15 protein-coding genes are annotated in these 24,102 nt (G+C 44.3%); 6 read left to right on the top strand and 9 right to left on the bottom strand.

Going from position 1 to position 24,102, the window contains the following annotated elements; translation table 11 throughout:
* Positions 1 to 215: 215 nt before the first annotated feature.
* Positions 216 to 4,181: a hybrid sensor histidine kinase/response regulator transcription factor gene (locus W7W_RS0102880; RefSeq protein WP_202947194.1), complete on the bottom strand. Its 3,966-nt coding sequence runs from the start codon at positions 4,179 to 4,181 to the stop codon at positions 216 to 218.
* A 418-nt stretch (positions 4,182 to 4,599) separates the two neighbouring features.
* The gene (locus tag W7W_RS21565; protein WP_010662349.1) at positions 4,600 to 4,968 is read right to left on the bottom strand and encodes a MotA/TolQ/ExbB proton channel family protein; all 369 of its coding nucleotides are present in this window, start codon (positions 4,966 to 4,968) and stop codon (positions 4,600 to 4,602) included.
* A 334-nt stretch (positions 4,969 to 5,302) separates the two neighbouring features.
* Here W7W_RS21565 and W7W_RS0102865 point away from each other — a divergent pair, with 334 nt between their 5' ends.
* Both W7W_RS0102865 and W7W_RS0102860 read left to right on the top strand, forming a co-directional pair.
* Positions 5,303 to 6,373, top strand: a complete 1,071-nt coding sequence (locus tag W7W_RS0102865; RefSeq protein WP_010662348.1) for a sensor histidine kinase — start codon at positions 5,303 to 5,305, stop codon at positions 6,371 to 6,373.
* The gene (locus W7W_RS0102860; protein ID WP_010662347.1) at positions 6,370 to 7,077 is read left to right on the top strand and encodes a LytR/AlgR family response regulator transcription factor; all 708 of its coding nucleotides are present in this window, start codon (positions 6,370 to 6,372) and stop codon (positions 7,075 to 7,077) included. The genes W7W_RS0102865 and W7W_RS0102860 overlap by 4 nt, the downstream gene beginning before the upstream one ends.
* Positions 7,078 to 7,083: 6 nt before the next feature.
* Here the strand turns inward: W7W_RS0102860 and W7W_RS0102855 are convergent, their stop codons facing one another.
* The gene (locus W7W_RS0102855) at positions 7,084 to 8,730 is read right to left on the bottom strand and encodes a SulP family inorganic anion transporter (protein WP_010662346.1); all 1,647 of its coding nucleotides are present in this window, start codon (positions 8,728 to 8,730) and stop codon (positions 7,084 to 7,086) included.
* Positions 8,731 to 8,910: 180 nt separating this feature from the next.
* Between W7W_RS0102855 and W7W_RS0102850 the strand changes: the two genes are divergently transcribed.
* The 3 genes from W7W_RS0102850 (at position 8,911) to W7W_RS0102840 (ending at position 11,411) form a co-directional block, all read left to right on the top strand.
* A complete protein-coding gene (locus W7W_RS0102850; protein ID WP_010662345.1) occupies positions 8,911 to 9,354 on the top strand; it encodes a deoxycytidylate deaminase in 444 nt (147 codons plus the stop codon).
* Between the two features lie 67 nt (positions 9,355 to 9,421).
* Complete coding sequence (locus W7W_RS21560) at positions 9,422 to 11,107, top strand: S41 family peptidase (protein ID WP_044084358.1); 1,686 nt, start codon at positions 9,422 to 9,424, stop codon at positions 11,105 to 11,107.
* A 40-nt stretch (positions 11,108 to 11,147) separates the two neighbouring features.
* Positions 11,148 to 11,411, top strand: coding sequence for a DUF4834 family protein (locus W7W_RS0102840; protein ID WP_010662343.1), 264 nt, complete (start codon positions 11,148 to 11,150; stop codon positions 11,409 to 11,411).
* A 32-nt stretch (positions 11,412 to 11,443) separates the two neighbouring features.
* Here W7W_RS0102840 and W7W_RS0102835 read toward each other — a convergent pair whose 3' ends face one another.
* From W7W_RS0102835 to W7W_RS21555, 6 genes are all read right to left on the bottom strand, one after another.
* Positions 11,444 to 12,460 carry a branched-chain amino acid aminotransferase gene (locus W7W_RS0102835; RefSeq protein ID WP_010662342.1) on the bottom strand — a complete coding sequence of 339 codons (1,017 nt, stop codon included), beginning with the start codon at positions 12,458 to 12,460 and terminating at the stop codon, positions 11,444 to 11,446.
* Positions 12,461 to 12,912: 452 nt separating this feature from the next.
* Positions 12,913 to 13,677: a sulfite exporter TauE/SafE family protein gene (locus tag W7W_RS0102825; RefSeq protein ID WP_081485149.1), complete on the bottom strand. Its 765-nt coding sequence runs from the start codon at positions 13,675 to 13,677 to the stop codon at positions 12,913 to 12,915.
* A gap of 288 nt (positions 13,678 to 13,965) precedes the next feature.
* On the bottom strand, positions 13,966 to 14,685 hold the full coding sequence (locus W7W_RS0102820) for a tRNA threonylcarbamoyladenosine dehydratase (RefSeq protein ID WP_010662340.1): 720 nt from the start codon (positions 14,683 to 14,685) through the stop codon (positions 13,966 to 13,968).
* A 65-nt stretch (positions 14,686 to 14,750) separates the two neighbouring features.
* Positions 14,751 to 15,425, bottom strand: coding sequence for a TatD family hydrolase (locus W7W_RS0102815; RefSeq protein WP_010662339.1), 675 nt, complete (start codon positions 15,423 to 15,425; stop codon positions 14,751 to 14,753).
* 80 nt (positions 15,426 to 15,505) lie between these two features.
* Positions 15,506 to 21,031, bottom strand: a complete 5,526-nt coding sequence (locus tag W7W_RS0102810; RefSeq protein ID WP_010662338.1) for an alpha-2-macroglobulin — start codon at positions 21,029 to 21,031, stop codon at positions 15,506 to 15,508.
* Positions 21,032 to 21,157: 126 nt separating this feature from the next.
* Positions 21,158 to 22,261, bottom strand: coding sequence for an SGNH/GDSL hydrolase family protein (locus W7W_RS21555; RefSeq protein WP_010662337.1), 1,104 nt, complete (start codon positions 22,259 to 22,261; stop codon positions 21,158 to 21,160).
* Positions 22,262 to 22,408: 147 nt separating this feature from the next.
* On the opposite strand from W7W_RS21555, the gene W7W_RS0102795 reads away from it, so the two are divergent.
* Entirely contained in the window at positions 22,409 to 24,058 is a 1,650-nt protein-coding gene (locus tag W7W_RS0102795) for a DUF6377 domain-containing protein (RefSeq protein ID WP_010662336.1), read from the top strand.
* Positions 24,059 to 24,102: the final 44 nt, after the last annotated feature.

Below are 24,102 nucleotides of genomic sequence, written 5' to 3'. Positions count from 1 at the left end.
TAATTGTGATAAAATTTGTAATGCTACTTGTTAAAGAATATTCGTTGTGTGTGAAAGGTGTTGACATTCGTCACCTGTTCGCCTCATAATAAATGAGGACAGGACAAATATGCTAACTACTGTTAAAAAGGAGGTTTGATAGCTGACAAACAAGGTTTGACAGCTATCACTTTTGACATAAAAAAAGGAGATTGCGGGCCGAAAAATCGACTCGTTTACTGATATTTGCTGGGCTGCACCCCAAAGTGCTGCTTAAACAGCGAACTGAAATACTTGGAATTTACAAATCCACAATCCATAGCAGTTTCTGTGACATTTTTGCCATTTTTTAACAATTCAGCGGCACTTTGAAGTCGAATAAGACGGATGAATTCCTGCGGACTTTTTCCGGTAAGTGATTTAAGTCGGTTGTAGAAAAGAGTCCGACTCATAGCCATCTCGCGACAAAGAGTGTCGATGGTAAAATCGGTATTGCTGATATTATCGATAACCAGGTGAGTGGCACGATCAACAAAGTTGCGATCGTTTTCAGACAGATCCCCGGCCACATCTTCGGCAGAGTGCGACTCATTTTCAAAGATGGACTGTTCTTTTTCTGAGCGCACCTGCCGCAATGCTTCGCGCATGAAATAAGTTCTCTGTCTTTTTCTGTTTTCAATCAGGCCCTTTACTTTAAGCTTCAATATCTCTGTACTGAAAGGCTTGGGAATATAATCGTCGGCTCCTTTTTTCAGGCCCTCAACAGTAGCATCGTGCGTGGCTTTGGCCGTGAGAAGAACAAAGGGAATGCCTGAAGTGTCGGCATTATCCTTGACCATGCGACACAGTTCATCACCCTGAATCCCCGGCATCATCACATCTGAGAGAATCAAATCGGGATATTCACTATTGAGGCTGTCCAGGGCTTCCTGACCATTGGCAACATCGATCACCCGATATTCTTCGTCGAAAGTCTGACGTAAGTAATACCGAAGCGTTTCATTGTCTTCAACAATGAGCAGAGTATCTCCGGTTTGTACACTTTTTCTTTCCGAATCTACCTTGTTTTCGGCAGATTCCAGAGGCCGGGTTTCGGCGGAAAGGAAGTGATGATTGAAGGCACTACCCGGCTCTGTCATTAATTCGGGTTGCTCATAAGTTCGTGGCAGGATGATGGTAAAAGCTGTACCCCTATGCTCTTCTGACTGAACACTGATTTTCCCACCGAGTATTTTAATGATGCGCTGCACCTGTAGAAGTCCAAATCCTGTCCCCTTTTCTTTTGACATTTGTGCATTCTCGGCCCGGTAAACTTTTTTGAACAGGTATTTTTGGCTCTTTTTAGGGATACCGATACCATTATCCTGAACAGTGATAATGACTTTCCGTTTTGTTGAAGTTAAATCCAAATTGATATCACCTCCGGCGGGTGTATATTTGCATGCATTGGATAGCAGATTATCGAGCAGCATCCCAACAAATTGCCGGTCTCCCCTGATGCCTATCTGTTCATCGGGCAGGTTAAGATTCAGCTGTAATTGCTTGTTTTCACAGTAAGACTGAAAACCAACGACCTCTTCCTCAAGAATACTGTTCAAAGACAGTGGGTACAAACTTGCTTTCTGTCTGGTGATATCCACCTTTTCAAATTCGAGCAATTGGGTAATGAGGGCATGCAATTTCTGCGTGTTGTTGCGAGCCATGTCAAGGTAATACCGTGCTTTATCGCTAAGCCCCGAAACGCGGCCCATATCCTCCAGCGGCCCCATAATGAGAGTAACAGGGGTTCTGATGTCGTGGGCTGTATTGATGAAGAACTTAATTTTATCTTCATCGTGTTTCTTCTGAAGCTTATTGCTGTTGTAGCGAAAAATAAAATAGAGTACCGCCACTGTCAGAGCCAGGTAAACTGCCCAGGCCCACCAGGTGTTCCACCATGGTTCTGCCACCGTCAGCAAAAGAGTTTTTTCTTCAATAATCTCGCCGTTGCTTCGGCGGAGATTGCGAACTTTTAACCGGTAGGTGCCAGGTGCCACATTGGTGTAACGAAGAATTCCGTCGGAAGAAGAATTGCTCCAGGTTTTGTCGTAGCCTTCAAGAATGTGCTGGTAATTGATGTCGCGCTGAAAACGGTAATTGATGGATTCGAAGTGAATGGAGAAGGAGTTGTGCCGGTAGGGCAACTCCACAGCACCCTGCGTTACCATATCGTGTAGGATTGGCTGCCATTTTTCAGTCTTCTCGGAATCAAGGTAATCAATAGTCAGGCCGGTTAAGCGTAGCGGGGCCTCATAATCGGCCTGAGCAATGGCTTCGGGCATTACCAACACCACGCCATCGGTGCTTCCATAGGCGAAACGATCGTCAGAAAGCTTTGAAAAGGCTGATTTATTGTACTCTTTGTCCACATCCCCCAGATAGTTAAGGTTTGATATGTTGCTATCTTCCATCAGCGCAAGTCCCTTGGCGGTACTCATCCACAAGCGGCCCAGCGAATCTAGTTGCAGACTGTAAACATCATCAGAAGGCAAACCATCACTGGTAGTAAAGATCTTTATTTCATCGGTGTTAAGATTGTAAAGATTCAAGCCACCACCTTCAGTCCCCAGCCAAACGGTTTTATCATCATTAAACAACATGGAAATAATATAGGCACTGGCATTTTTATTCTGCAATCCGGGAGAAGAGGCATAACTCTTTATGGTCTCGGTTGCCTTATTTACCAAATAAAATCCATTTACTGTAGCCACTCCCACTTGATTTGGAGCAACGATTTCAATGGAGTGAATCCATTTGATATCAAAGGTTTGCTTGTGTCTCCCCTCATTATCGAGCAGCATCAACCAGCCGTTGTGGCCGCCCACCCATATATCGCCATCCGGATCCTGCCTGATGGAAAAAATGTAATTGGTAGTAAGTTCCTCTTTTTGCTGAGTCAGATGTTGAAGCTGTTTCCCCTGGGTATCCAGAAGGTAAACCCCATCACCATAGGTGCCTGCCCAAACATTCCCGCTTTGGGCACGACAAAGGGAAACCACCACTGCTCCTTTCAGAACATGGTTCCAGGTATTATTGCTTTCATTGAGTATGCTGATGCCATTGTCGGTGGCAAACCACAGATTTCCATTGCTGTCTTCTTCAATACCATTAACATTGTTGTTGGCCAGCGAATGCTCATTGCCCCTCTGGTGTTTCAGTATTCTGGTGGGGTAACTGGCGCGAATGGCCACAGATACCCCGCCGGAATAGCTACCTATCCAAATATTGCCCTGGCTATCGGTGGTAACCGCATAAATGCCGTTCCCACGCAGGTAGATGTCAGTGCTGTCCTCTGTACTCATCAATAAATGAGGCTCTCCTGACTGCAAATCAACGGTGTAAACGCCACCGCCGTCCACTCCCACCAACATTGTTTCATCATCGTAGGCAGTAATAGCTCTTATCGGGTTTAAAAACCCGGCACGCTGATTTTTTAATGAATGCAAAGAAGAGTTTCCCATGTTCAACACCCACAGACCGTCGTTAAAGGTACCTATCCAGAGATCCTGATTGGCACTGTGGTAATAGAGGCTTTGAACATCCTCTCCTTTTACTATCCAATTGGTTTCCTGATTTGGAGTGATCTGTACAACACCCGAAGAAGTACCCGCATAAACAGAAGAAGAATCGGCCACAATATCATTTACATACCTTTCTGCGAAAACATTAGAAACATCGCCATCCTTCTCTTTTTTAAAAAGTCCTCTGCTCAATCCCATCCATAAACACCTTTCTTCGTCTATAAATACCTTGTTTAGGATGATTTCGCCACCGATGGTTTCTCCCAGGGACAACTTCAGTTCAAAGGCGTCATCTTCAGTGGAGTATTGAAAAATTCTACCGGTATGATCATACGCCCAAAGTCCGTTCTGCTCGTCGTACCATAAACGCAACCTACGCCCTGCCATATCCCCTAAGTAAAGGTTCCCGGGCAGGGTATAGCTTTTGACCACCTGACCATTGTAACGGTCTATCCCTATTTTGGTGGCCACCCAAATGGCACTGTTCCGGTCTTCGACAATGGAAAAAACACGCTGACTACTAAGGCCTTCCGAATAACCAATATGTCTGATTTCAAACATATTTTTGGTCAGTTCGGCATTGGAGGCCAAAGCAGTCATCCAAAATGCTGTAATAAAAATGAATTTCAATATTAAGCTCATTTCTCTTGTTCAGTAAGTGAAAGCATTCCATTTCAAAAAAACTTCACAACGGTCGCGCTAGCAAAAGCCTAAAATAACAAAAAACAATCAATTGGTTCATCACAACCCCAGCTCACTAATTAGTGCCCGTCAATAAAGTCGGGAAAGCTTGTAAAAAGTCATGTGTCTGGTCAGAAAGTGCCAATTGCTAGGCTTGCGACCGCGTGCCGCCTAAAGCTTTAGCGCCGTGCCGTCGGCAAGCCTTTGGCGACCGATGGGTGGCGCAAGCCGCCAAAAACGGAGTTTACTAATCGTAAATGAGTATTTTGGCGGCAAGCGTAACGACGCAAGTGGTACTTTATGGATAGACACTAATTACAAAGGAAAAGGCCGCACCCAAACAGATGCAGCCTTTCTGAAAACCACTGAAAGATCATGCTCATTTATCTTTGAGCAAACTCCTGAAGACAAACCACAAGATTCCCGAGAGAATAAAAAGAACGAATCCGTAAAGGGGTGCGATGAATGATACCCTTAGACCAGCAGCAATCATATTTGCAGAGACATCTCCCATTTCACCAATAACATTAAGAGCCTCAAACATCCCCAAAACCTGCCCCAGAATCCCAAGCAAAAACGCAAGACTTCCGGTAAACAAAATTCCTTCGTTCAGCCTGACAAGAGTCCTTCTATCTGCTTTTTTTCTCTTTCTCCAAAAAACAATGCAGAGGGCAATTACCGCCACCCACATCAGGAAAATCAGTGTCATAAAGAGGGCGCCTCCCTCATACCAGTGTCTAAAAATCATAACTAAGCTTTTTTGGTTAATACTGAAGTCAATATTAAGACTTCATTTCAGCCCGTTGAAATTTCTTATGCCAACATATTTTTTCCCTTGCCGGATAACCAGTTTTTCCCTCCGAGCCGTTTTTATGTCGTTGGGTGGGCCAAATGTGTTGTTGGCCTAAAAACAACTCCTGAAATTTGAGGCTAAAGCCCTTTCTTATATCTTTGATGAGTGGGAAAAAGTTTGAATACCTTCACAATACCAGGAATTTACAAACATACTGAATTCAGACAACATATAAGTTTTGCTCAAAAACGGGAAGAAAAACCTTAACAGTCTTCCGAAGCGATAGAAGATGATAAAAAATGAACCAAATACAAGTGGAGACCTCCGCAAAAGAATATTAAAGCAGATACTCTTCTGGACATTTGCAGCTGCGCTTCTGTTTCTCATTTTCAGCAATCGTGAATACGACCTGTACATTCGGCTTGTTTTGGTTGCGCTTGTTTCACTGATCGGTTTCTCTTCTTCGATACTCGTAAATCAGGTGTTGATTCCCCGGTACCTGTTCCGAAAAAAGCAATTCCGGTTTTACTATTTACTGACTTCAGTATTTCTTGTCTCACTCTGGATTATTCTCGTTACTGTCGTTATCATTCTTCTCTTCAGCATGAATTATCTGCCTGAAGCTGTTATTCCCGACCGAAAAGATGTTACCATCTTGCTAACTGGTAATTATCTGATGGTGATCCTGGCCGGAGTTATTCATTTTATACAGGAATCTTACCAACAGCAACTGGAGAAAAAACAACTGGAACAGATTAAGAGGGAAATGGAGCTAAAACTCAGGGAAGCACGTCTGAAGCTAATGCAGGATCAGATTCATCCGCACTTTATATTCAATATGCTCAATAATCTGTACGGACTGGTTTCAGAAGACTCTGTCCTGTCGCGTCGTATTATCCTGAAACTATCGGGATTACTGGAATATATGCTTTATGAGTGCGACGAATCCTTGCTTCCTTTACAAAAAGAACTAACCTTTATTCAAAATTATATTGAATTGGAGCGCATCAGACATGAAGTTTTTGATGTAACGGTTAACTTTCCTGAGAAAACTGAAGATTTAGAAATCGCCCCGTTGGTATTGTTTCCATTTGTTGAAAACGCTTTCAAGCACGGACTCAGTAATACGCTCGGTTCCTTTATTCACATTTCGCTGACAATGGATGATGGGACAATACACTTCTTGGTGAAGAACAGCAACATTCGCATTCATGAGGAACCGGCCATATCCGGGAAACACGGCATCGGCCTTAAAAATATACAGGAAAGATTATTATTGATTTATGGAGATAAATACGATTTACAAATCACTGATGAAGGGGAAACATACCAAATCAGTCTGAAAATTCGAATCACATGAACCGGGAACACAAAACCTGTATCATAATAGATGACGAACCCATTGCCATCCGGATAATAAAAGAGCATCTGTCGGCATTTGAATCCATTGAATGTTCGGAAGGCTTCTCCAATCCTGTAAAAGCCATGGAGTTTCTCAGCAGAAACAAGGTTGATCTCCTTTTTCTGGACATCAATATGCCGGGAATCTCAGGCATCGAATTGCTGAAAACCCTGCATTACAAACCCACAATAATTTTTACCACGGCTTATCGCGAATATGCAGTGGATGCATTTGACCTGGATGCGCTGGACTATCTGGTGAAACCCATCTCTTTCGAAAGATTTGCCAGATCAGTAAATAAATTCCTCAATCTGGTCACTCCGATCTCCGAATCTAACGCCCCCGTGGAAGACACGAGCTACATTATTCTTAAAGCCGACAAGAAAAAATACAAAATTGCATTCAACGACATCGTTTTTATCGAAAGCATGGACAATTACATTCAGGTGCACACCTGCAGCAAGGGAAAGCTGATCTGCTACGAGACACTCTCTGCCATTGAGCAGCAATTGCCAGGAGGCAATTTTCTTCGCATCCACCGCTCTTTCATCATCAATACGCAACACATTGATGCATTTACAGCCTCCTACATCGAGATCGGGGACAGAAAGCTCACCATTGGCAGGAATTACAAGGAAGAGGTTTTGAAGACACTTTCTTAAAAAGCATTACCCTCCATTTGCCAATTGCTCCACATACCTCAAAGCACTCAGGCGATCGTGAAAAATGTTCTCTTCACCAACTCTCTGGTGCAGCTTTAATTTTCGTAGTCGTTTCTCTATAAAATGCTCACCGGTAACCAGATAAACGCTTTTCCCGAAGTCAAGAGCCTCATCTACCATATTTTCAATTGCCAGCAAAACAGTCGTATCGAGATGTGTTACATCCTGAAGATCCAGAATCAGGTGATTGCACGGAGCAATATTATTACGCTCGCGTTGAATAGCCCTGGCCACCCCAAAAATCATCGGTCCACTGAGGTAGAACAAATAAACCTTATCCCGTATTTTATCGAATATCTCTTTTTCATAATCAGACAACGGGGCGGTATCGACGCTATCCGAAATCATGCGCAGATTAAAACTTTGCAGGTGACTGAGTTTTTCGATGGTCAGCATATTGGCTACAAAAATCCCCAGGCCCACCGCAATTACCAGATCCACAAATATGGTTACCAATAAGACCCCGTACATAATAAACAAGGCTCCCTGGCTGATTTTATGGGCCCGCTTGATAAATGACCAGTCCAAAATATCAATTCCTACTTTAAACGCAATGGCAGCCAGCAATGCCAGCGGAATATACTGAATCAAGGGTGCTGCCCCGAAAATAAGGATTACCAGAAATGCCGAACGCATAATTCCGGACCAACGGCTTCGGGCACCGGTACGAATATTGACCACCGTTCCCATTGTAGCTCCGGCTCCCGGCAATGTTCCCAGAAGTCCTGCAGTCAGATTGGCCAGCCCCTGCCCCATTAGTTCACGGTTGCTATTATGCTCTTCACGGGTCAGTGAATCTGCGATAAGGGCAGTTAGAATGGTATCTATACTCCCTAACAAAGACAACAAAAAGGCATTTAGAAAAACAGAGCTCCAATTATGATCCAAAGGCATCAGTGGCAGATTAAAATTGGGCCAGCCAAGATCAAAAGCTCCAATGAGTCGTATGCCGTCACCTCCGGGTATAAGAAAAACCAAAAGGCTAAAAAATATCAGTACCGCAAGTTGGGAGGGGAACCGTCCCTGCCACGATTTGGGATAAAAAAGAAGCACCAGAAGCCCGCTTCCACCAATCATTAATTCCAAATAATTGACGGATCCCAAAAGTTCAGGAAGATTTTTCACCAACCCTACAATGCCCCCTTTCACAGTGTCGTGCCCTAAAAATGCCGGCAACTGCATCACAATAAGAATCAAGGCAATGCCCGACATAAAACCACTAATTACCGAATAGGGCATCAACCGAAAGTAACGCCCTAATTTGAAATACCCCAGTAATATCTGAAAAATCCCTGCAAAAAAAACGATGGTAAAGGAATAAACCATTCCATCCTGCAATCCATATTCAGCAATGTTGGAAGCAAAAACCGCCGTCATAAAGACGGTCATTGGCCCGGTAGGTTCAGAAATCAGTGTTTTACTTCCTCCTGCCAGAATTGCCACAAGACCAATAATCACAGCTCCGTAAAGCCCGGCTTCCGGTCCGGCACCCGAAGCCACTCCGAAAGTCAACGCAATGGGAATGCTGACAATGGCAGCCACGAGACCTCCGTAAATATCCCCCCTCTTGATTCGTCCCGGATAATTTAGCATGAAACAGATTCCTTAAAGTCAAATAATGGAAAAAAACAAAAACCTATCATTGATAACCAAAAATTAAAAAGATTGTTCCAAAAAGAATTCCATACTTTTTAGAACCCTATCAACCTTCAAGTCACATTCTTTGTTAATTTTGTAGCAACACAAGAGTATTAATCATCAATTCTTTACCCTGTGAGCAACGAAAAACAGCAGATTCTGGATCGCAGATACCTCGATATGGCCCGGATATGGGCACAAAACAGTTATTGCAAACGCCGTCAGGTTGGAGCCTTACTGGTGCGTGACAAAATGATAATCAGCGACGGATACAATGGCACCCCTTCGGGATTTGAAAACATCTGTGAGGATGAAAACAATAAAACTAAGCCTTATGTGCTGCATGCTGAAGCCAACGCCATCACAAAAGTTGCCCGGTCGGGAAACAGCAGTGACGGTGCCACTCTTTATGTAACCTCATCACCTTGCCTGGAATGCTCTAAACTTATTATTCAGGCAGGCATTAGCAGAGTTGTTTTCTCAGAAAACTACCGGGTGGAAGATGGTGTAAACCTCCTTCGCCGGGCCAATATTGAAGTGGTGCAGCTGGAATCCCGCAATCAGGAAGAGGACATCTGATTAAGGAACAATTTTTGTAACACTTCCTGAATTGCGGAATTGCCAATAATCTAAGAACAGTCAACAAATGAACGAACAACACAAGAACACAGCACGACAAATATATCTCCCCATGGTTCTGGCAGCAGTGCTGATTGCCGGAATGTTTATCGGACGCATCACCAATCCGTCAGGTAACGGATCATCAGGGCAACGCCTAATGCTGGCTCCCGAATCAGGAAAACTGCAAACCATTATCAACCTTATTGACGAACAATATGTGGACAGTGTGGATGCCTCAAAGCTGGTTGAATCGGTTATTCCGGAAATTCTGGGAGACCTGGATCCGCACAGCGTTTACATCCCCCCCAAAGACCTGAAAGCTGCCAACCAGGAGTTGGAAGGGAATTTTGGCGGCATCGGTGTAGAATTCAGCATGCCGGACGATACCGTAATGGTAGTGAGCGTCGTTTCGGGTGGTCCATCCGAAAAAGTAGGAATCCTCCCGGGTGACCGTATCATCACTGTAAACGATTCAGTTATTGCCGGCGTAGAAATGCCCACCAATGATGTGGTCGGGATGCTCAGGGGCGACATCGGCACCAAAGTTAATGTGGGCATTCAACGTCGTAACAGAAAAGATCTCATTGACTTTGAAATCACACGGGGAAACATCCCCATGTACAGCGTAGATGTAGCCTATATGGTCACCGATTCCATCGGATATGTCAAAATCAACCGCTTTGCCCGCAACACCTACCAGGAGTTACTCTCTGCCCTTGCAAAGCTGAAAGCACACAATTGCAGCGATATAATCGTTGATTTACGTGGTAATTCAGGTGGCTATCTGGATATTGCCATCAGCATGGTCAACGAATTTCTGAGTAAAGACGATATGATTGTTTATACCGAAGGAGTCAACAATCCGAGACAAGATGTATATGCCAATGGTTCAGGATCCTGCAAGGATGTCGGAGTCACCGTACTGATTGATGAATTCAGCGCTTCGGCCAGCGAGATCTTTGCAGGAGCCATGCAGGACAATGACCGCGGACTGGTTGTCGGACGCAGATCTTTTGGTAAAGGGCTGGTACAACAGCAGTTTTCGCTTCCGGCAGGTGGAGCATTACGGCTCACCGTAGCCCGTTACTACACCCCCAGTGGCAGATCTATCCAAAAACCTTACGACAACGGAGTGGAAGACTATTACCACGACATCATTGAACGTTTTGAGCATGGTGAATTTTTCGAAAAAGACAGCATCTCTGTCAATGATTCATTAAAATATAAAACCGTTGGTGGTCGCACTGTTTATGGTGGTGGTGGTATCATGCCTGATGTATTTGTTCCCAGGGATACCACAGAACATTCAGACTATTATTACCGTTTGCGGGAAACGGGAACCATCTATCAGTTTGCACTGGACTATGCCGACCGGAACAGGCAGACCCTTTCTGCTTTTGAAAATGTAAAAACACTTAAACAGCACCTGGATCAACAACCCATCAGTGAACTGCTGATTGAATTCGCCAATTCAAAGAGTGTGAAATACAATCATAGCGATTTTCAGAAATCGAAAAATCTGATTGACCTGGAAACCAAAGCATACATCGCACGGAATATTCTCGACAATGAAGGCTTTTACCCCATTATCAGCAAGGAAGATGAAGTATTACAAAAAGCAATTGAATTGATTAAAACGAACAGTCTGAAAGCTGTTTTATTCGAAAACCAGTCAGAAGAAGTTCACGTGGAGATTGCCGCGGAAAACTGATTGAATCAATCGCAACACCTGAAAAAAGAGAAGAATTATTATGGGAACACTGGCAAGAATACTTCTGATATTTATTATCATCTATTATTTATTTCGACTGATTGGCAGATACCTGTTTCCTTTCCTGCTGAAAAATCAGGTAGAGAAGATGCAGAAGAAACAGGAGCAGGCTCGCAAAGATTTTGAAAACAAACAAAGATCTGAAGAGGGAAAGGTAACCATTGATTACAATTCCCGGAAAGACAAAAATAAAAGGGACAGTGATTCACAGGGTGAATATGTAGATTATGAAGAGATAAAATAAAAAAAGCGCCGGTTTGGCGCTTTTTTTATTAACTATTCAATTACAGTAACCCATCCGTAAGGATCGGACTCGTCGCCATACTGAATGGCCCGCAATTTATTGTAAAGTTTTTTCGAAACAGGACCGGGCTCTCCATCTTTGGAGAAGCTGTAAGACTTGTTGTTATCGATATCATCGATGCGTCCCACCGGGCTGATAACCGCCGCTGTTCCACATTGGCCGACCTCCTCAAAGCTGCCCACCTCATCGAATGGAACCGGACGACGCTCTGTTTTGAGCCCCATATCCTGAGCCAGTTGAACCAGACTTTTGTTGGTGATGGATGGCAGAATGGATTTGGATTCCGGTGTAATATAGGTGTTATTCTTAATGCCAAAAAAATTGGCCGGACCACACTCATCAATGAATTTCTTTTCACGGCTGTCGAGATACAACACTGCAGAATATCCCTTGTCTTTGGCCAACATTCCGGCTTTCAGACTGGCAGCATAATTTCCACCCACTTTAATATTTCCGGTTCCCTGAGGTGCAGCACGGTCATACTCCCGCATCACGGCCACATTGGTCAGTTTAAACCCTTCTTTAAAGTATGGTCCTACCGGGGTTACAAAGACCATGAACAAAAATTCATCAGCAGGCTGTACTCCCACTTTAGGGCCTGAACCTATCAGCAAAGGACGAATGTACAACGCTGCCCCCGACTCATAAGGAGGAACAAAACGTTTGTTTAGAGACACCGCTTTCTTCACTGCTTCCACGAACAGTTCTTCCGGCACCTCAGCCATCATAATGCCCTGAGCAGATGAAATCATCCTTTTGGCATTATCGGCAGCACGAAAAATCCGGACCTTGTCATCTTTCCCGCGAAAAGCTTTCAATCCTTCAAAAGATTCCTGTCCGTAATGCAGCGCAGTAGCCGCCATATGAATGTTAATCTGATTGGAGGAGGAAACTTCCAGTTCTCCCCATTTTCCGTTCCGGTAGTAACATCGAACGTTGTAGTCGGTATCCAGATAACTAAAGGATAAGTTTGGCCAGTCTATGTTCATGACAATATTGGTTTTAAACAATCATTATAATGGGTCTAAAGTTAATGATTTTTCGCTAAAGAGAAATGAATAAAATCAGGTGGTGAATATGTTTTAAGACATCTATTTAGTGTCTGTCCAAAAAGTACCACTTGCTGCGTTACGCTTGCCGCCAAAATACTCATTTACCCAGGTAAACTCCGTTTTTGGCGGCTTGGCAAGCCCCCGAAAAAAAATCGGGGCAGGCTTTGCAACTGGCACTTTCTGATTAGACACATGACTTTTTACAAACTTTTCCGACTTTATAGACGGACACTATTTTGTGCCAGCAAGAAAACTATGGTTTTTCCGAGTGCTTGATTCGAAAAGTTCAAATTCAAGGCTTGGTCTTTCTGAAAATCAAGGCGTTTACTTTCGTAAATAACTGTTTTCAGAAAGGGCGTAACGCAGAAATTGAACTTTTCGGACAAGCACTATTTAAAGAACAACAGCACCGCAGACAGGGCAATCAACACTGTCACAAAAATACGGAATTCCCTTTCGGGAATAAAACGCACCAGATATTTCCCGGTAACAGAGCCCAGCCATACGGCCGGAAGCATCACTAAGTTCAACTGAAGGGTCTCCATCGAAATAGACTCCCAAACGAAAAAGTGCAGGGGTATTTTCAGGATATTCAGACTCAGATAAAAAACCGCACCTGTGGCGATAAAACTCTCTTTGGGCAATCGCATGGAAAGCAGGTAGAGATTAAAAATAGGGCCTGCTGCATTGCCGATCATAGTAGCAAAACCACCTGTCACTCCAAGTATTCTTGCAAACCAGTTTTTCCGGGTAAAGCCATCGGAGCCCCCGGAGTAGTCACGATAAAAAATCAAACCCAAACATAACAAAACAGAAACTCCGATCACATTGCGAAACTGGTTATCGGAAATCACTCCCCCGACCAGCAGTGCGATGCTAATTCCTGCCAATGCATAAGGATACAGTTTTTTGATGTGTTCCCACCTCAGACTTTTGTAATAATAACGAATAGCAAAGAGATCGCCAAAAACCAGAAATGTCACCAACAGGCCCGCCGAAGCCATTCCTCCGTAAAAATGTGCCAGTAATGGAATGGTTACCATCGCAATCCCCTTTAACCCGCTTTTGGAAACACCCACAAGCCATGCACTGAATAGTGTCACCAACCAAATTCCCCAACTTGTATGTAATGGATTAATAATCGATTCTATCATGGTGCAAAGAAACTAAAAAAAGAGCAAAGGGCGTGAAGGGAGAAGCATGGTGCATAGAGCATGGGGAAAAGAGCGTGGTGTGGTCGGACTGAAACGTGTCATCAAAAAGCAACCTGCAACAGATTCTTCGTCTTGCCTCCTCGGCATTATAAATTGTGGGGTGTCATTCTGAGCCTGCGAAGAATCTGTTCCGGACAGAACACATTTTATCAAACTGAACGTTGGTGAAGCATTTCAATAGCAACAATATTTAAAACGCAAAGAAGTAACTAACAGGATCCCTTTTATTTATTGGCTAGACTTTGTCAACTCCCTGATCACCTTCGATGCTGCCAGCATCCCAAAAAGAGCCGGCATATAAGAAATAGTGCCTACCGTAGTTATTTTATTACGTTCGCCTTCGGTAGCTACAATGGCTGTTTTACTGACTGGTTCGGAGCTAAATACAACATCAAAACCTTTCTTAACACCAAATTTGGTTAACCTTTTGCGCACCATACGTGCCAGTTTGCAATGATAGGATTTACTAATATCGACAATCTCAACTTTTTCAGGATTCATTTTCCCTCCTGCTCCCATGGAGGAGATCAATCGGCGCTGATGCTCCATCGCAGCCACAATCAGAAAAACTTTAGGGCTCAGCGAATCGATGGCATCCACCACATAATCAAAAGGATGCTCCATTAACTCATCGAAATCTTCACCGGTGTGAAAATAATTTCTGGAATGAAGAATTACTTCAGGGTTGATTGCTCTTAGCCGCTCCACCATCACATCGGCCTTTGGCACCCCCTGTGTAGCTTCCAGTGCGGGCAATTGTCGGTTTCGGTTTGAAGGCTGCACAACATCCCCGTCAATAATTGTGAGTTCACCAACTCCTGCACGCACCAGCATTTCGGCGCACCAGGAGCCTACACCTCCAAGTCCAGCAACCAGCACATGAGCCCTGTTTAGTTTTATTACATTTTCCTTACCGATAAGCAGTTCGGTACGTTCCAGCCACTCCATGAAAATATTTTTAAAATGTTTTCAAAGATAAGCAATCAGGAAAAAATCGAGACAAAGTAACGGATTCAACCTCTTTTAAGACCAGGAATCAGCTTTACAGCGTTTCTTCGTACATTTTCTCCAAGTTCGTCAACAGAGCCCCCCCTGATATCGGCAGCTTTATCATACAAAGCCACGATGGATTTGTTGGTATGGTCCGTTTCCAGCAGGAAACGATCTTCCGGAACCTGTTGAAATGACTCGGTCGCTTTATTTGAAGGGTAAAGAATTTTGGGTCCGAAAGAGAGATAGAAGCCGGCCTTAATCAGTTGCTCCATCTCTTGAGGATGTCCGTTAAAACCATGTATTACCCATGCCTGGGCAGGATTCATGCTTTTTCGAAGCATTAGCACCTCATTATTCGCTCTTACAGAGTGAATTATAAGGGGCTTCTTCACAGCTTCAGAGATCTCTATTTGCCAGCAAAATAACCGTCTCTGGACATCCATTGGTGGCCCCTTTAACTTATCCAGTCCGGCTTCGCCAATAGCAACCACCCAATTATAGTGAGCGGCTTCTCTGACATGCTCCAATAGTTTTTTCGGATCATTCCCCTGAATATACCAGGGATGTATTCCATACGAAAGAAAAACACCGTCCTTATATTCGCAAACCGGCTCCGGAGCAACACAACTGACAATAGCATCTGTTTCAATAGTCTCTTGGGGCCAGGTATGGGTGTGAAAATCAAGGTATCGCATAGGTCTGGCTTTCAAAGTAAACCAACACGGGCAGAGAAAAGTTTAATAAAGTATAAAACTTAACCTGCCCGTTAAATTCTTTACGGTTTAATAACCTTCACTACAGAACCGCCAACCCTGGCTCTCACATTGCGGTTGTACATGGCCTCGCAACTAACAGGTGGTAAATAATATTCTCCCGGAAAGGCGGCATGAACAACAACCACATACACTTTGGTTTTGCCGGCATTCAAATCAAAATACGACATTACCCGGTCGTCCCGGATATCGCGATAATCAGGAATGTCCTTTTCGTGCACAGCATTACCTTCAAGGCGGGTATTCCGTATTTCCCATCCTGACGGAATCAAACGGGTAAGTGCCAGATTTTCTATATCACCCCCTGTCCCGGGATTGCTGACACGAACTACATACAAGAAATCGGTACCCTGTTCTATATTTCCGGGTTTTATACGATTGCCATCCATGGTCCGAAATGAAGTTTCCATGCGAAGGTTTTCAGAAAAAGAGGTAGAATCAATTCCCTCAGGAGTGCCGGTTACAACCAATGTTACAAACAACTCGTTATCTGTGTCGTTGGTTATTTGCACAACCCCCTTTAGCGTTTCATCTACTTCAATATTTCTCAGAGAAACGGGCTTTTCAGATCCCACCGTCATTTCATTTCCCTGATTAATATTATAGGTATATTGCAGTGGATCTCCCTCCATATGCTGACCTGCAAAATTAACAATACTCATCAATGCCCAAGCTGTGGTTTGCGTACTGTACCAGCTTTCACTACTCAGTCTTTCGGCTGCTTCCTTAACAAGCGGAAAAGCGGTTTCTCTCCTGTCGAGTAATGTCAGTGTATGTATTAATATCGCTTCATCACGAAGTTGGGAACCATAAGTTCGATGCACAAGCTCTGGCGCTCCTGAATCAATACTTCCATCCATCAGTTCACCCGCTACCTCCTGCATTCCGGAAATAGAATAGGCCGATGCCAACAACCAACGGGCCTGCAAAACAAGATTATCCTTTTGTCGCAGACGATTCATGGCACCCACTACCGGTTCTCCTGCAAGCGCTAGGGTAAATAAGCGATATGCCTGAAGCATCTGTTCGGAGGCATAATAGTCCCCGGCAGACTTTGGCAACCACGCATTTGCCCGCTGCTTTTGCCATTTCAACCAGGCAGATTTCACATTTGGTTTTACCATGTATCCCTGCTTTTCTGCTTCCAGAAGAAAATGCCCTGCATAAGAAGATCCCCATTCATTGGAATAAGACTGGCCGGGCCAGTAAGCAAACCCACCTTCGGAAGTTTGATAAGAACTATAACGGGCTAAAACGCTGCCGATATTTTCGCGGGCCCTTGATTTTTGCTCCTCAGTCATCTCCACAATTTTGCTGAGATACAACTGTGGAAAAGCTCCGGAAGTTATCTGCTCAATACAACCATGAGGATACTCCAGCAAATAAGAGAGTCTTGCGGTCAGATCCATCGGAGGTATGGCGCTTACCTCCAGCTGCATGGAATTTGTACCGGACATGCCGGGTAATTCGTATTGCAATGACTCCGACGCTTTACCTTTAAGGCTGGTAAAAACAGTTCTGGTCACCGGGGGATTAGGCACGCGAATCATCAGATTTTTTGTGATTTCATCTTTGCCTCCACTGCTTTGGGCTGCGATGACAAGCTGAGACATTCCGGTTACAGAACCGGTTTTCAGTTCAAAATAAACAGTCTGTTCTCCGGGGCTGGCAAACGTCAGATTCTGAGTAGCTTTACCTGATATTTTATAGTGCTCTGAGCCCTTCAGTGAAACAGTTACATCCCGAACATTTTCATCAGTGACAAATATTGTCACCGGGAGCCAAAGCTTCTCCTGAGGCCCCATTACTCGTGGCAGAGAACTCCACACCATCACAGGTTTTTTCACCTTTACGGTTGTCTCCTCACTGCCGGTAGCTATCCCGTTTGTTCCAATGACCATCACCCTCACGGAGCCGGTATATTCAGGAACGGTAAATTTGTGTTTTTCAGATCCCCGCTTCAGATGGAACGGACCAAAAAAGCGAACCATCGGCTCAAAACGCCGCATTTGATTCTGGCTTCGGTCACCGGAAAGTTCCCCATCACCTCCCACACTGAACAGCTGCTCAATTTTACCCCCAAAAGCACCAATCACCTCATCGTATAAATCCCAGGTTTTAATACCCAATGCCTGCCTTGCATTGAACCTTTGCCAGGGATCAGGAGTCCTGAAACCTGTAAGATCCAACAACCCTTCGTCAACAACAGCAACCACATACTCAAAGGCTTCATTGTTCTTTTCACTCACCTCTATTTCAGCCTCATTGCCCGGAAGCCATGTATCTTTTGTTTTAAGTTGTGGCTCCAGCCTTGTTCCCGGATCCTCAATCATCACCGGAACAATCCCGTAGAGCCGGATAGGCCTGTTATTGCCTGTTTGTGCATGTGGCTGAATCAAAGTCACACTCACATAGATATTTGGACTCATCTCTGAAGTAGCTTTAAAAGAGAACTGAGTCTCTTTGGATTCAGGGGAAATCCACCAGCTTTTCAGGATACGTGTGCCGGTTTCCACAGAAACCAGTGCACGTCCTTCATCTCCGGACGGAAATGAAACAACCACATCCTCACCAACTTTGTAACGTTTTTTATCGGTGGAGAATATGAGCTCTGACGCACTTTCTCCCCCTCTGGATTCCCGGGCCCATCCCGGCCAGTCAACACGAACGGTGGCAGCAGCAGAGTGTCCCGAAGCAGCATTGGCAACCCTTATCAGGTAACGGCCCCACTCCGGCTTATTAATGCGTATATCAAAAGTTGCTTTCCCGTTACCGGAGGTAGTTACCATACCTTTATCAATTCTGTTATTGCTATGAAAAGAGACATACCGTCCCAGATCTTCATCGGATTTCTCCCACCACCAACGCCACTCTATTTTATAAACGCTGTAGGTCAGATTCTGTCCTCCAACCGGCTTTCCATCAGCATCTACCGAAACAACCTCAATGGTATGATCCTCATCGGTAAGCAACAATCCGCGATCATCCCCCGGAGGAGTGCGAATACCGGTATAAACTTCAAAAGGCGACAAAGAAACTCGTTGTGAGGCAATACTAAACGCACCTCCTTCTTCGAAAACACGTGAAGTTAGTTGGGCCGTCAGTTTTCCGGGCGCACGATCAAAAGATGGAAGTCTTTCCCGGAAAGAAGCATTGCCCTCATCATTGAGAATACCCTCAAATATAGTGACTTCAGAAGCATCCAGGCTGCGGGTGACATCATCAAAGTTATACCCTGCATAATCCGGAAAAGTGGTTTTCCGCTCCTTAACCGTCATGCGCACATCTGCCCTTAGATCAGAAGCCGGGGAACCATGCAACCACTCGGAATGAACATCGAAATCAGTAGATTTCCCCGATTGAAGTTCCTCTTCCGGAAAGTTCAGATGTATTTTCAGGCGGTTTGGCCTGATCGTTTCCACCCGTAACGTTTTCTCAAAAAGCACCCCTCCCATGGATATTCGTGCCAGCCACATACCCGTCGGGGCATCCTCGCGAGTGGAAGTTCTGAAAGTATAAAGCAGATTCTCCGGATGGGTACTTACCTGACGATCAATCAATCGTCCGCGCGGGTCGGTCAGCTCAAAAGTCACCGGATGATTGGAGGGCAACGTTCCGGGGCTACTCTCTACAGGCATGAAAGAGACAAAAATAGAATCTCCGGGACGCCACACTCCGCGCTCACCGAAAATGAACCCCCTCAAGCCTTCCTTAACGGTTTCTCCAGATACATCAAAACGATCCAGCGACAGTGCCTCTCCCTCATTCAGTTTAAGATATCCACGCTGTTTACCTTGTTTGGCCACCAGTAAGAATGGCGTCTCTTTAAAAGTGAGTGGCACAAACCCGTCTTTATCACTGATTCCTTCGTCTAATGAAACCATCTGCAAGTTAAACACCTCCACCTCGACACCTTTTAACGGTTGTGCATTGCGCAAATCGGTAACTGTCACCAACATTTCTTCATTGTTGCCGCGCTTGGCCATCAGTCCCAGATTCGAAGCCAGCACATTGGTGGCTACCCATCGCTGACGGGTGTAATAGGAATCAGTACACGGATCATCCCTGTCGTACCAATTGTAATTGGCACTGTAGTTATACGGATAAGTGGAATAGTAATCATTGGGCTCATCCCAGAAATCATCATCCGGATCGGGATCTTTCGTAATGACGGATTCCGATTCATCATCACCGGCACAGGCATATATGGCATCTTCCTTTTCAAAACCCAACTCCACACGGTAAATAGCTCCGGGATCTGGTTGTACAAATTTAGAGAGATCCAGAGAAAAAGTATTCCAACGGTTCAGATCCAGCGTTGGATCGTTATCAATGGCAATGCTTTGCCTGTGCACCAATCTTCCGGCCCGTTTTAGCTGAGATTCTCCTCCGAGTCGGTTAATCTGCAGAAAGTGGCCGATGTTATGCTCATAGATCTTGATAATCCTGACCTTTACTGACTTCAGGCTCACTCCCCTGAACGGCAGATACAAGCCTTCGGAAAAGGGCATTATGGTTCCCTCTCCCAGCAATTCAACCTGAGGAGCTTCAGTGGAAAAGGAGAATGTAAACTCGCCCTGTCGGTTTAACTTTGCTCCCGCAGCATTCCTGATATCAGGCAACACTTTCAATGTCTGATTCCCGGTAACAGATTCCCCGGAATAAAGTTCCACCCGATTATTTTGAATATTCCAGTCAAGATCCACTCCCTGCATCACAAAAAGTCCCGAAACATCCTGTGTCGGGTCCACAGGGTCACTGAAAGTCACCGTAATCACATTTCGTGGAGAAGACTCCATGCGTGCTGAAACAATTTTGAAATCATCCAACGCAGGAATAGCAACCTCCAGCTCCCGATCATCATCAGGTGACAAAGGGCCCTCGGCAACTTGAATCAATAAATCATTTTCTGACCGGCCCCGTGACAATCCTGACACAGACAATTCGTGAATTCTGCCATCAATGTGTGTCCATTCAGGGTGTAACTCCGCTCCTTCGTATGTTACGGTTACATTTTTCTCTACCACTTCGTCATCAGCCACATCAGCCAGGGCCACGCGGGCAGTGACTGTATAAGAATCATACTCGGTCACCGAAACCGGCTGGATATTTTCCAAACTCAACCAGGCATTTTGCTGCACTGTGCGAAAGGTGAAGAAAAAGGATTCGTTTTCTCCTGGCAACAACCTGGGAAGATTTACTTCAACCTTAAACTCCTTTCCGGAAGGCAGCACCTCTTCAGGTTTAAAAATCAGGGTTCGGTTACCGGCCCAAACCGCTGAACCTTCTACTGATGGAGAAATTTTGACAATTCCTTCCTGCACAACGCTGCCGGCCTCGGCCTTAGCCACCGGAGAGGAAAACTCCACCATCACAGGAGAGGTGGAAGAAACCTGACCTGAAGTGAATGCACTGATTTTTGCATGAAATGGGGAATGCGCGGGAGCTTCTTCTTTAACAGAAGATTCGCAACCCAAAAAAAGAACTGAGGCAATCAGTATTGACGCCAGCGAAGTAAAAATTTTCATAGGGACAGAGTTCCTTTTAGGCTGATTTATCCATGAATTAATTGTAATAAGCTGTACAAGCTCCTTCCAAATCATAAATAAGTCAGGCTGGATTAAAAAAATAAAAATAATATCTTATCGTGATAACTATTGACCTGATGAAAAGTCATCGACTACAACCGGCCAGCCCATCAGATCAGAAAGATAAGCCGTAAGTTCAGCCGCATTTTTCTGATGCTGGGCCACGGTAGGGTGCGAATCAATACCAATTCCCAGGTCCCCGGTTTGAGACGACATTTCAAAAAAAGTGACGGAGCCCCTTCCTTTGTCATTGGCCGTCTCCACAATATATTTAAGATAACCTCTCACCTCATCCAGAACATCTCCATTCATCATAGGCCCAAGCAGACAAACGATTTGAGGCTGATGGTATTGGAATTGAATGGTATCCACCAAACGCAGGTAATTATCCACATATAAGGCTGAATCTCCACCAATGGTGCTAAAATCATTGGTCCCAAGATTGATGCAAACCACTTCGGGTTGCCTGGCAAAATCAAATTTAGGAAAATCCTCATACAAAAATATGCGGTCATAACGATTGGTCATACAATCGGAGTTTCCTTCTGCTGGTCCGTCATAATTGCGATATACTCCGATACCTGACTTTGAAACAGCTATATGGCGGGCATTAAAATTCCTGGCAGTTATGGCCGCATAAGTCAGATAGTGATTTTCTGTCTCCGGCCCAAAAGTCTCCCCATTCAGTCCTTCGTTTCCATAACCACAGGTGATGGAATTTCCAATAAACTCAATAAGGCGGTCCCGTTTGGCAAGCAGAGGCTTCAAAGTTGCACCGGATTCCAGTTCAAAACCTCTGAAGGTTGATTTGCCAAAGCTGACTTCCGTGCGTTTAAAGAGTTCAATCTCGTGATTTGTCGCGGTCAGTCCTTCAGCCAATACATAAGCATGTTTCCCTTTAGCAGTGTGAATTGTTCGTAACACTTCACCGTCCAAAATAACATTGTAGAAGTTTTCCCCTTTCTCATCGTCCAGTATGCCAATGATACGGCTTCCATCAAAACAGGCTCTGATACTCACTCCGGAATAGGCAAAAGAAGGAGCCTCAGGGTTTGAAAAATCAATACGCCCTGTATATTCAATCAGAGCGTCACGTGCAGAAACAGAGCTTTGAGCATAAAGCAAAAAACCGATCATTGAAAACATAAAAATCAGAAATATTTTTTTCATCAAGGTCACTTTTTCATTTGACCAACTAAAGTACAACAAATCGATGAAAATTTGATGTTTAGCTTGAAGAGATCATCAACCCGCCATGACTTTTGTCCAATTTTATTAATTTTACAGTTTACAATCAAAAGGCAAACATTGAAAGCAATGAGACAAACCATTTTCCTGTTTTTTCTTTTACTGACTCCAACAAGCAGCGCCCTCGCCAGCATAAGTGCAGAGGCTATCCTCGACAGTCTGGATCAGGCCATTGCTTCAAAGCAGGAATTTGAACAACAAAAAGAAAACGAGCTTTCCCTCCTTAAACAGTGGCTTCAGGAAGGCTCAACAAAACGGGAAACTTATGATCTCAGCACACGGCTTTATGAAGCCTACCGGAAATACCAGATCGACTCGGCCATTGTTTACGCCGAAAGAGCGCTAAAGAATGCTGCGACCCAGGAAAACATTAAGTACACTCGTCTTCAGCTCGTAATTCTGTACTCTTCCACAGGCATGTTTCGCGAAGCGGAAACCATCCTCCGGAGTATTAATAAAAATGTACTCCCCGATTCTCTGTTGCCTGACTACTATAATGCCTGGAGATTGTTCTTCAATTATTATGCGGCCAATGTGCAGCTTCCCGAATATGATCAAAAAACCAGAACCTACCGCGACTCTTTGATGCAGGTATTGAATCCCGGGTCGATGTTTTTCCGCATCAATCAGGCCGAAAGCCTTATAGAAAAAGGGGAAACTCAGACAGCCAGCCATCTGTTGACCAATATGCTTGGGGAGATCAATCCTGAAAATGAAAACTATGCCATGGTCACCTTTTTAAAAGGATTGCTGCACGAAATCAGAGGAGAAACACAAAAAAGTCAACAATTCTTTGCTTTATCTGCCATCAATGACATTCGAAAGTCAACCAAAGACAACTCTTCCATCCAACATCTGGCTGCGCTGGCTTATGAACAGGGAAATATTGAACGGGCTTTTCATTATTCACAAGTGGCTCTCAACGATGCACTGTTTTGCAACGTACAATTCAGAACTTATTACCTTACGCAGTTTTTTACATTTATCAATGCCAATTACAAAGAGAAAATAGAGCATCAGAAAAACCAGTTATGGCTGTTTCTGTCCCTGATTAGTTTACTCTCCCTCTTTCTGATTGTGGCGGTCATTTATGTTTACAAACAAATGGACAAAGTGTCACGAATCCGCCGGGAGCTTGACGAAATGAATAAAGAATTGATTCGTCTGAACAGTAACATTAGCCAAAAAAACGAACAATTAAACGATCGAAATGCCCTGCTCATAGATTCCAACCAGATTAAAGAAGAATACATTGCTCATTTTTTTGACCTCTGCTCTACTTACATCAACAAATTGGAGAATTATCGGAAAACATTGAACAAAAAGGCTGTGAGCGGAGAGCATAAGGAGCTGTTCAAAATGTTGAAATCAAACTCTGTGATTGAATCCGAAGTGGAAGAGCTCTATCACCATTTCGACACCATCTTTCTTAACCTCTATCCCTCCTTTGTGGAAGAATTCAATGCCCTGCTCACTGATGAAGAAAAATCTGAACCAAAGAACAGTGATCGGTTGAACACGGAGTTGCGCATCTTTGCACTGGTGCGGCTGGGTATTACCGACAGCGTAAAAATAGCTTCATTTTTGCGTTACTCTCTAAGCACCATTTACAACTATCGCACCAGGGCCCGCAACCGGGCAGCAGTTCCCCGCGAGAAGTTTGAAGAAATGGTCATAAAAATTGGAACACTACGCAAAAATGCGTCAGCCGACTCTTAATGTACAAAGCCTTTATATTCGGTGAGGAAAAGAGCTTTGTTTCA

It is taken from the genome of Marinilabilia salmonicolor JCM 21150 (genome assembly GCF_000259075.1).
Taxonomy (GTDB): Bacteria; Bacteroidota; Bacteroidia; order Bacteroidales; family Marinilabiliaceae; genus Marinilabilia; species Marinilabilia salmonicolor.
The sequence above is the reverse complement of the archived record's forward strand: the minus strand, read 5'-3'. Positions and strand labels throughout refer to the sequence as shown.

Coding starts and splice junctions, on each gene's coding strand:
- W7W_RS21555 (WP_010662337.1), bottom strand. CDS start 22,261: ATGAAAAAAATATTTCTGATTTTTATGTTTTCAATGATCGGTTTTTTG.
- W7W_RS0102825 (WP_081485149.1), bottom strand. CDS start 13,677: ATGATAGAATCGATTATTAATCCATTACATACAAGTTGGGGAATTTGG.
- W7W_RS0102820 (WP_010662340.1), bottom strand. CDS start 14,685: ATGGAGTGGCTGGAACGTACCGAACTGCTTATCGGTAAGGAAAATGTA.
- W7W_RS0102865 (WP_010662348.1), top strand. CDS start 5,303: ATGATAAAAAATGAACCAAATACAAGTGGAGACCTCCGCAAAAGAATA.
- W7W_RS0102840 (WP_010662343.1), top strand. CDS start 11,148: ATGGGAACACTGGCAAGAATACTTCTGATATTTATTATCATCTATTAT.
- W7W_RS0102880 (WP_202947194.1), bottom strand. CDS start 4,181: ATGAGCTTAATATTGAAATTCATTTTTATTACAGCATTTTGGATGACT.
- W7W_RS21560 (WP_044084358.1), top strand. CDS start 9,422: ATGAACGAACAACACAAGAACACAGCACGACAAATATATCTCCCCATG.
- W7W_RS0102855 (WP_010662346.1), bottom strand. CDS start 8,730: ATGCTAAATTATCCGGGACGAATCAAGAGGGGGGATATTTACGGAGGT.
- W7W_RS0102860 (WP_010662347.1), top strand. CDS start 6,370: ATGAACCGGGAACACAAAACCTGTATCATAATAGATGACGAACCCATT.
- W7W_RS0102810 (WP_010662338.1), bottom strand. CDS start 21,031: ATGAAAATTTTTACTTCGCTGGCGTCAATACTGATTGCCTCAGTTCTT.
- W7W_RS0102815 (WP_010662339.1), bottom strand. CDS start 15,425: ATGCGATACCTTGATTTTCACACCCATACCTGGCCCCAAGAGACTATT.
- W7W_RS21565 (WP_010662349.1), bottom strand. CDS start 4,968: ATGATTTTTAGACACTGGTATGAGGGAGGCGCCCTCTTTATGACACTG.
- W7W_RS0102835 (WP_010662342.1), bottom strand. CDS start 12,460: ATGAACATAGACTGGCCAAACTTATCCTTTAGTTATCTGGATACCGAC.
- W7W_RS0102795 (WP_010662336.1), top strand. CDS start 22,409: ATGAGACAAACCATTTTCCTGTTTTTTCTTTTACTGACTCCAACAAGC.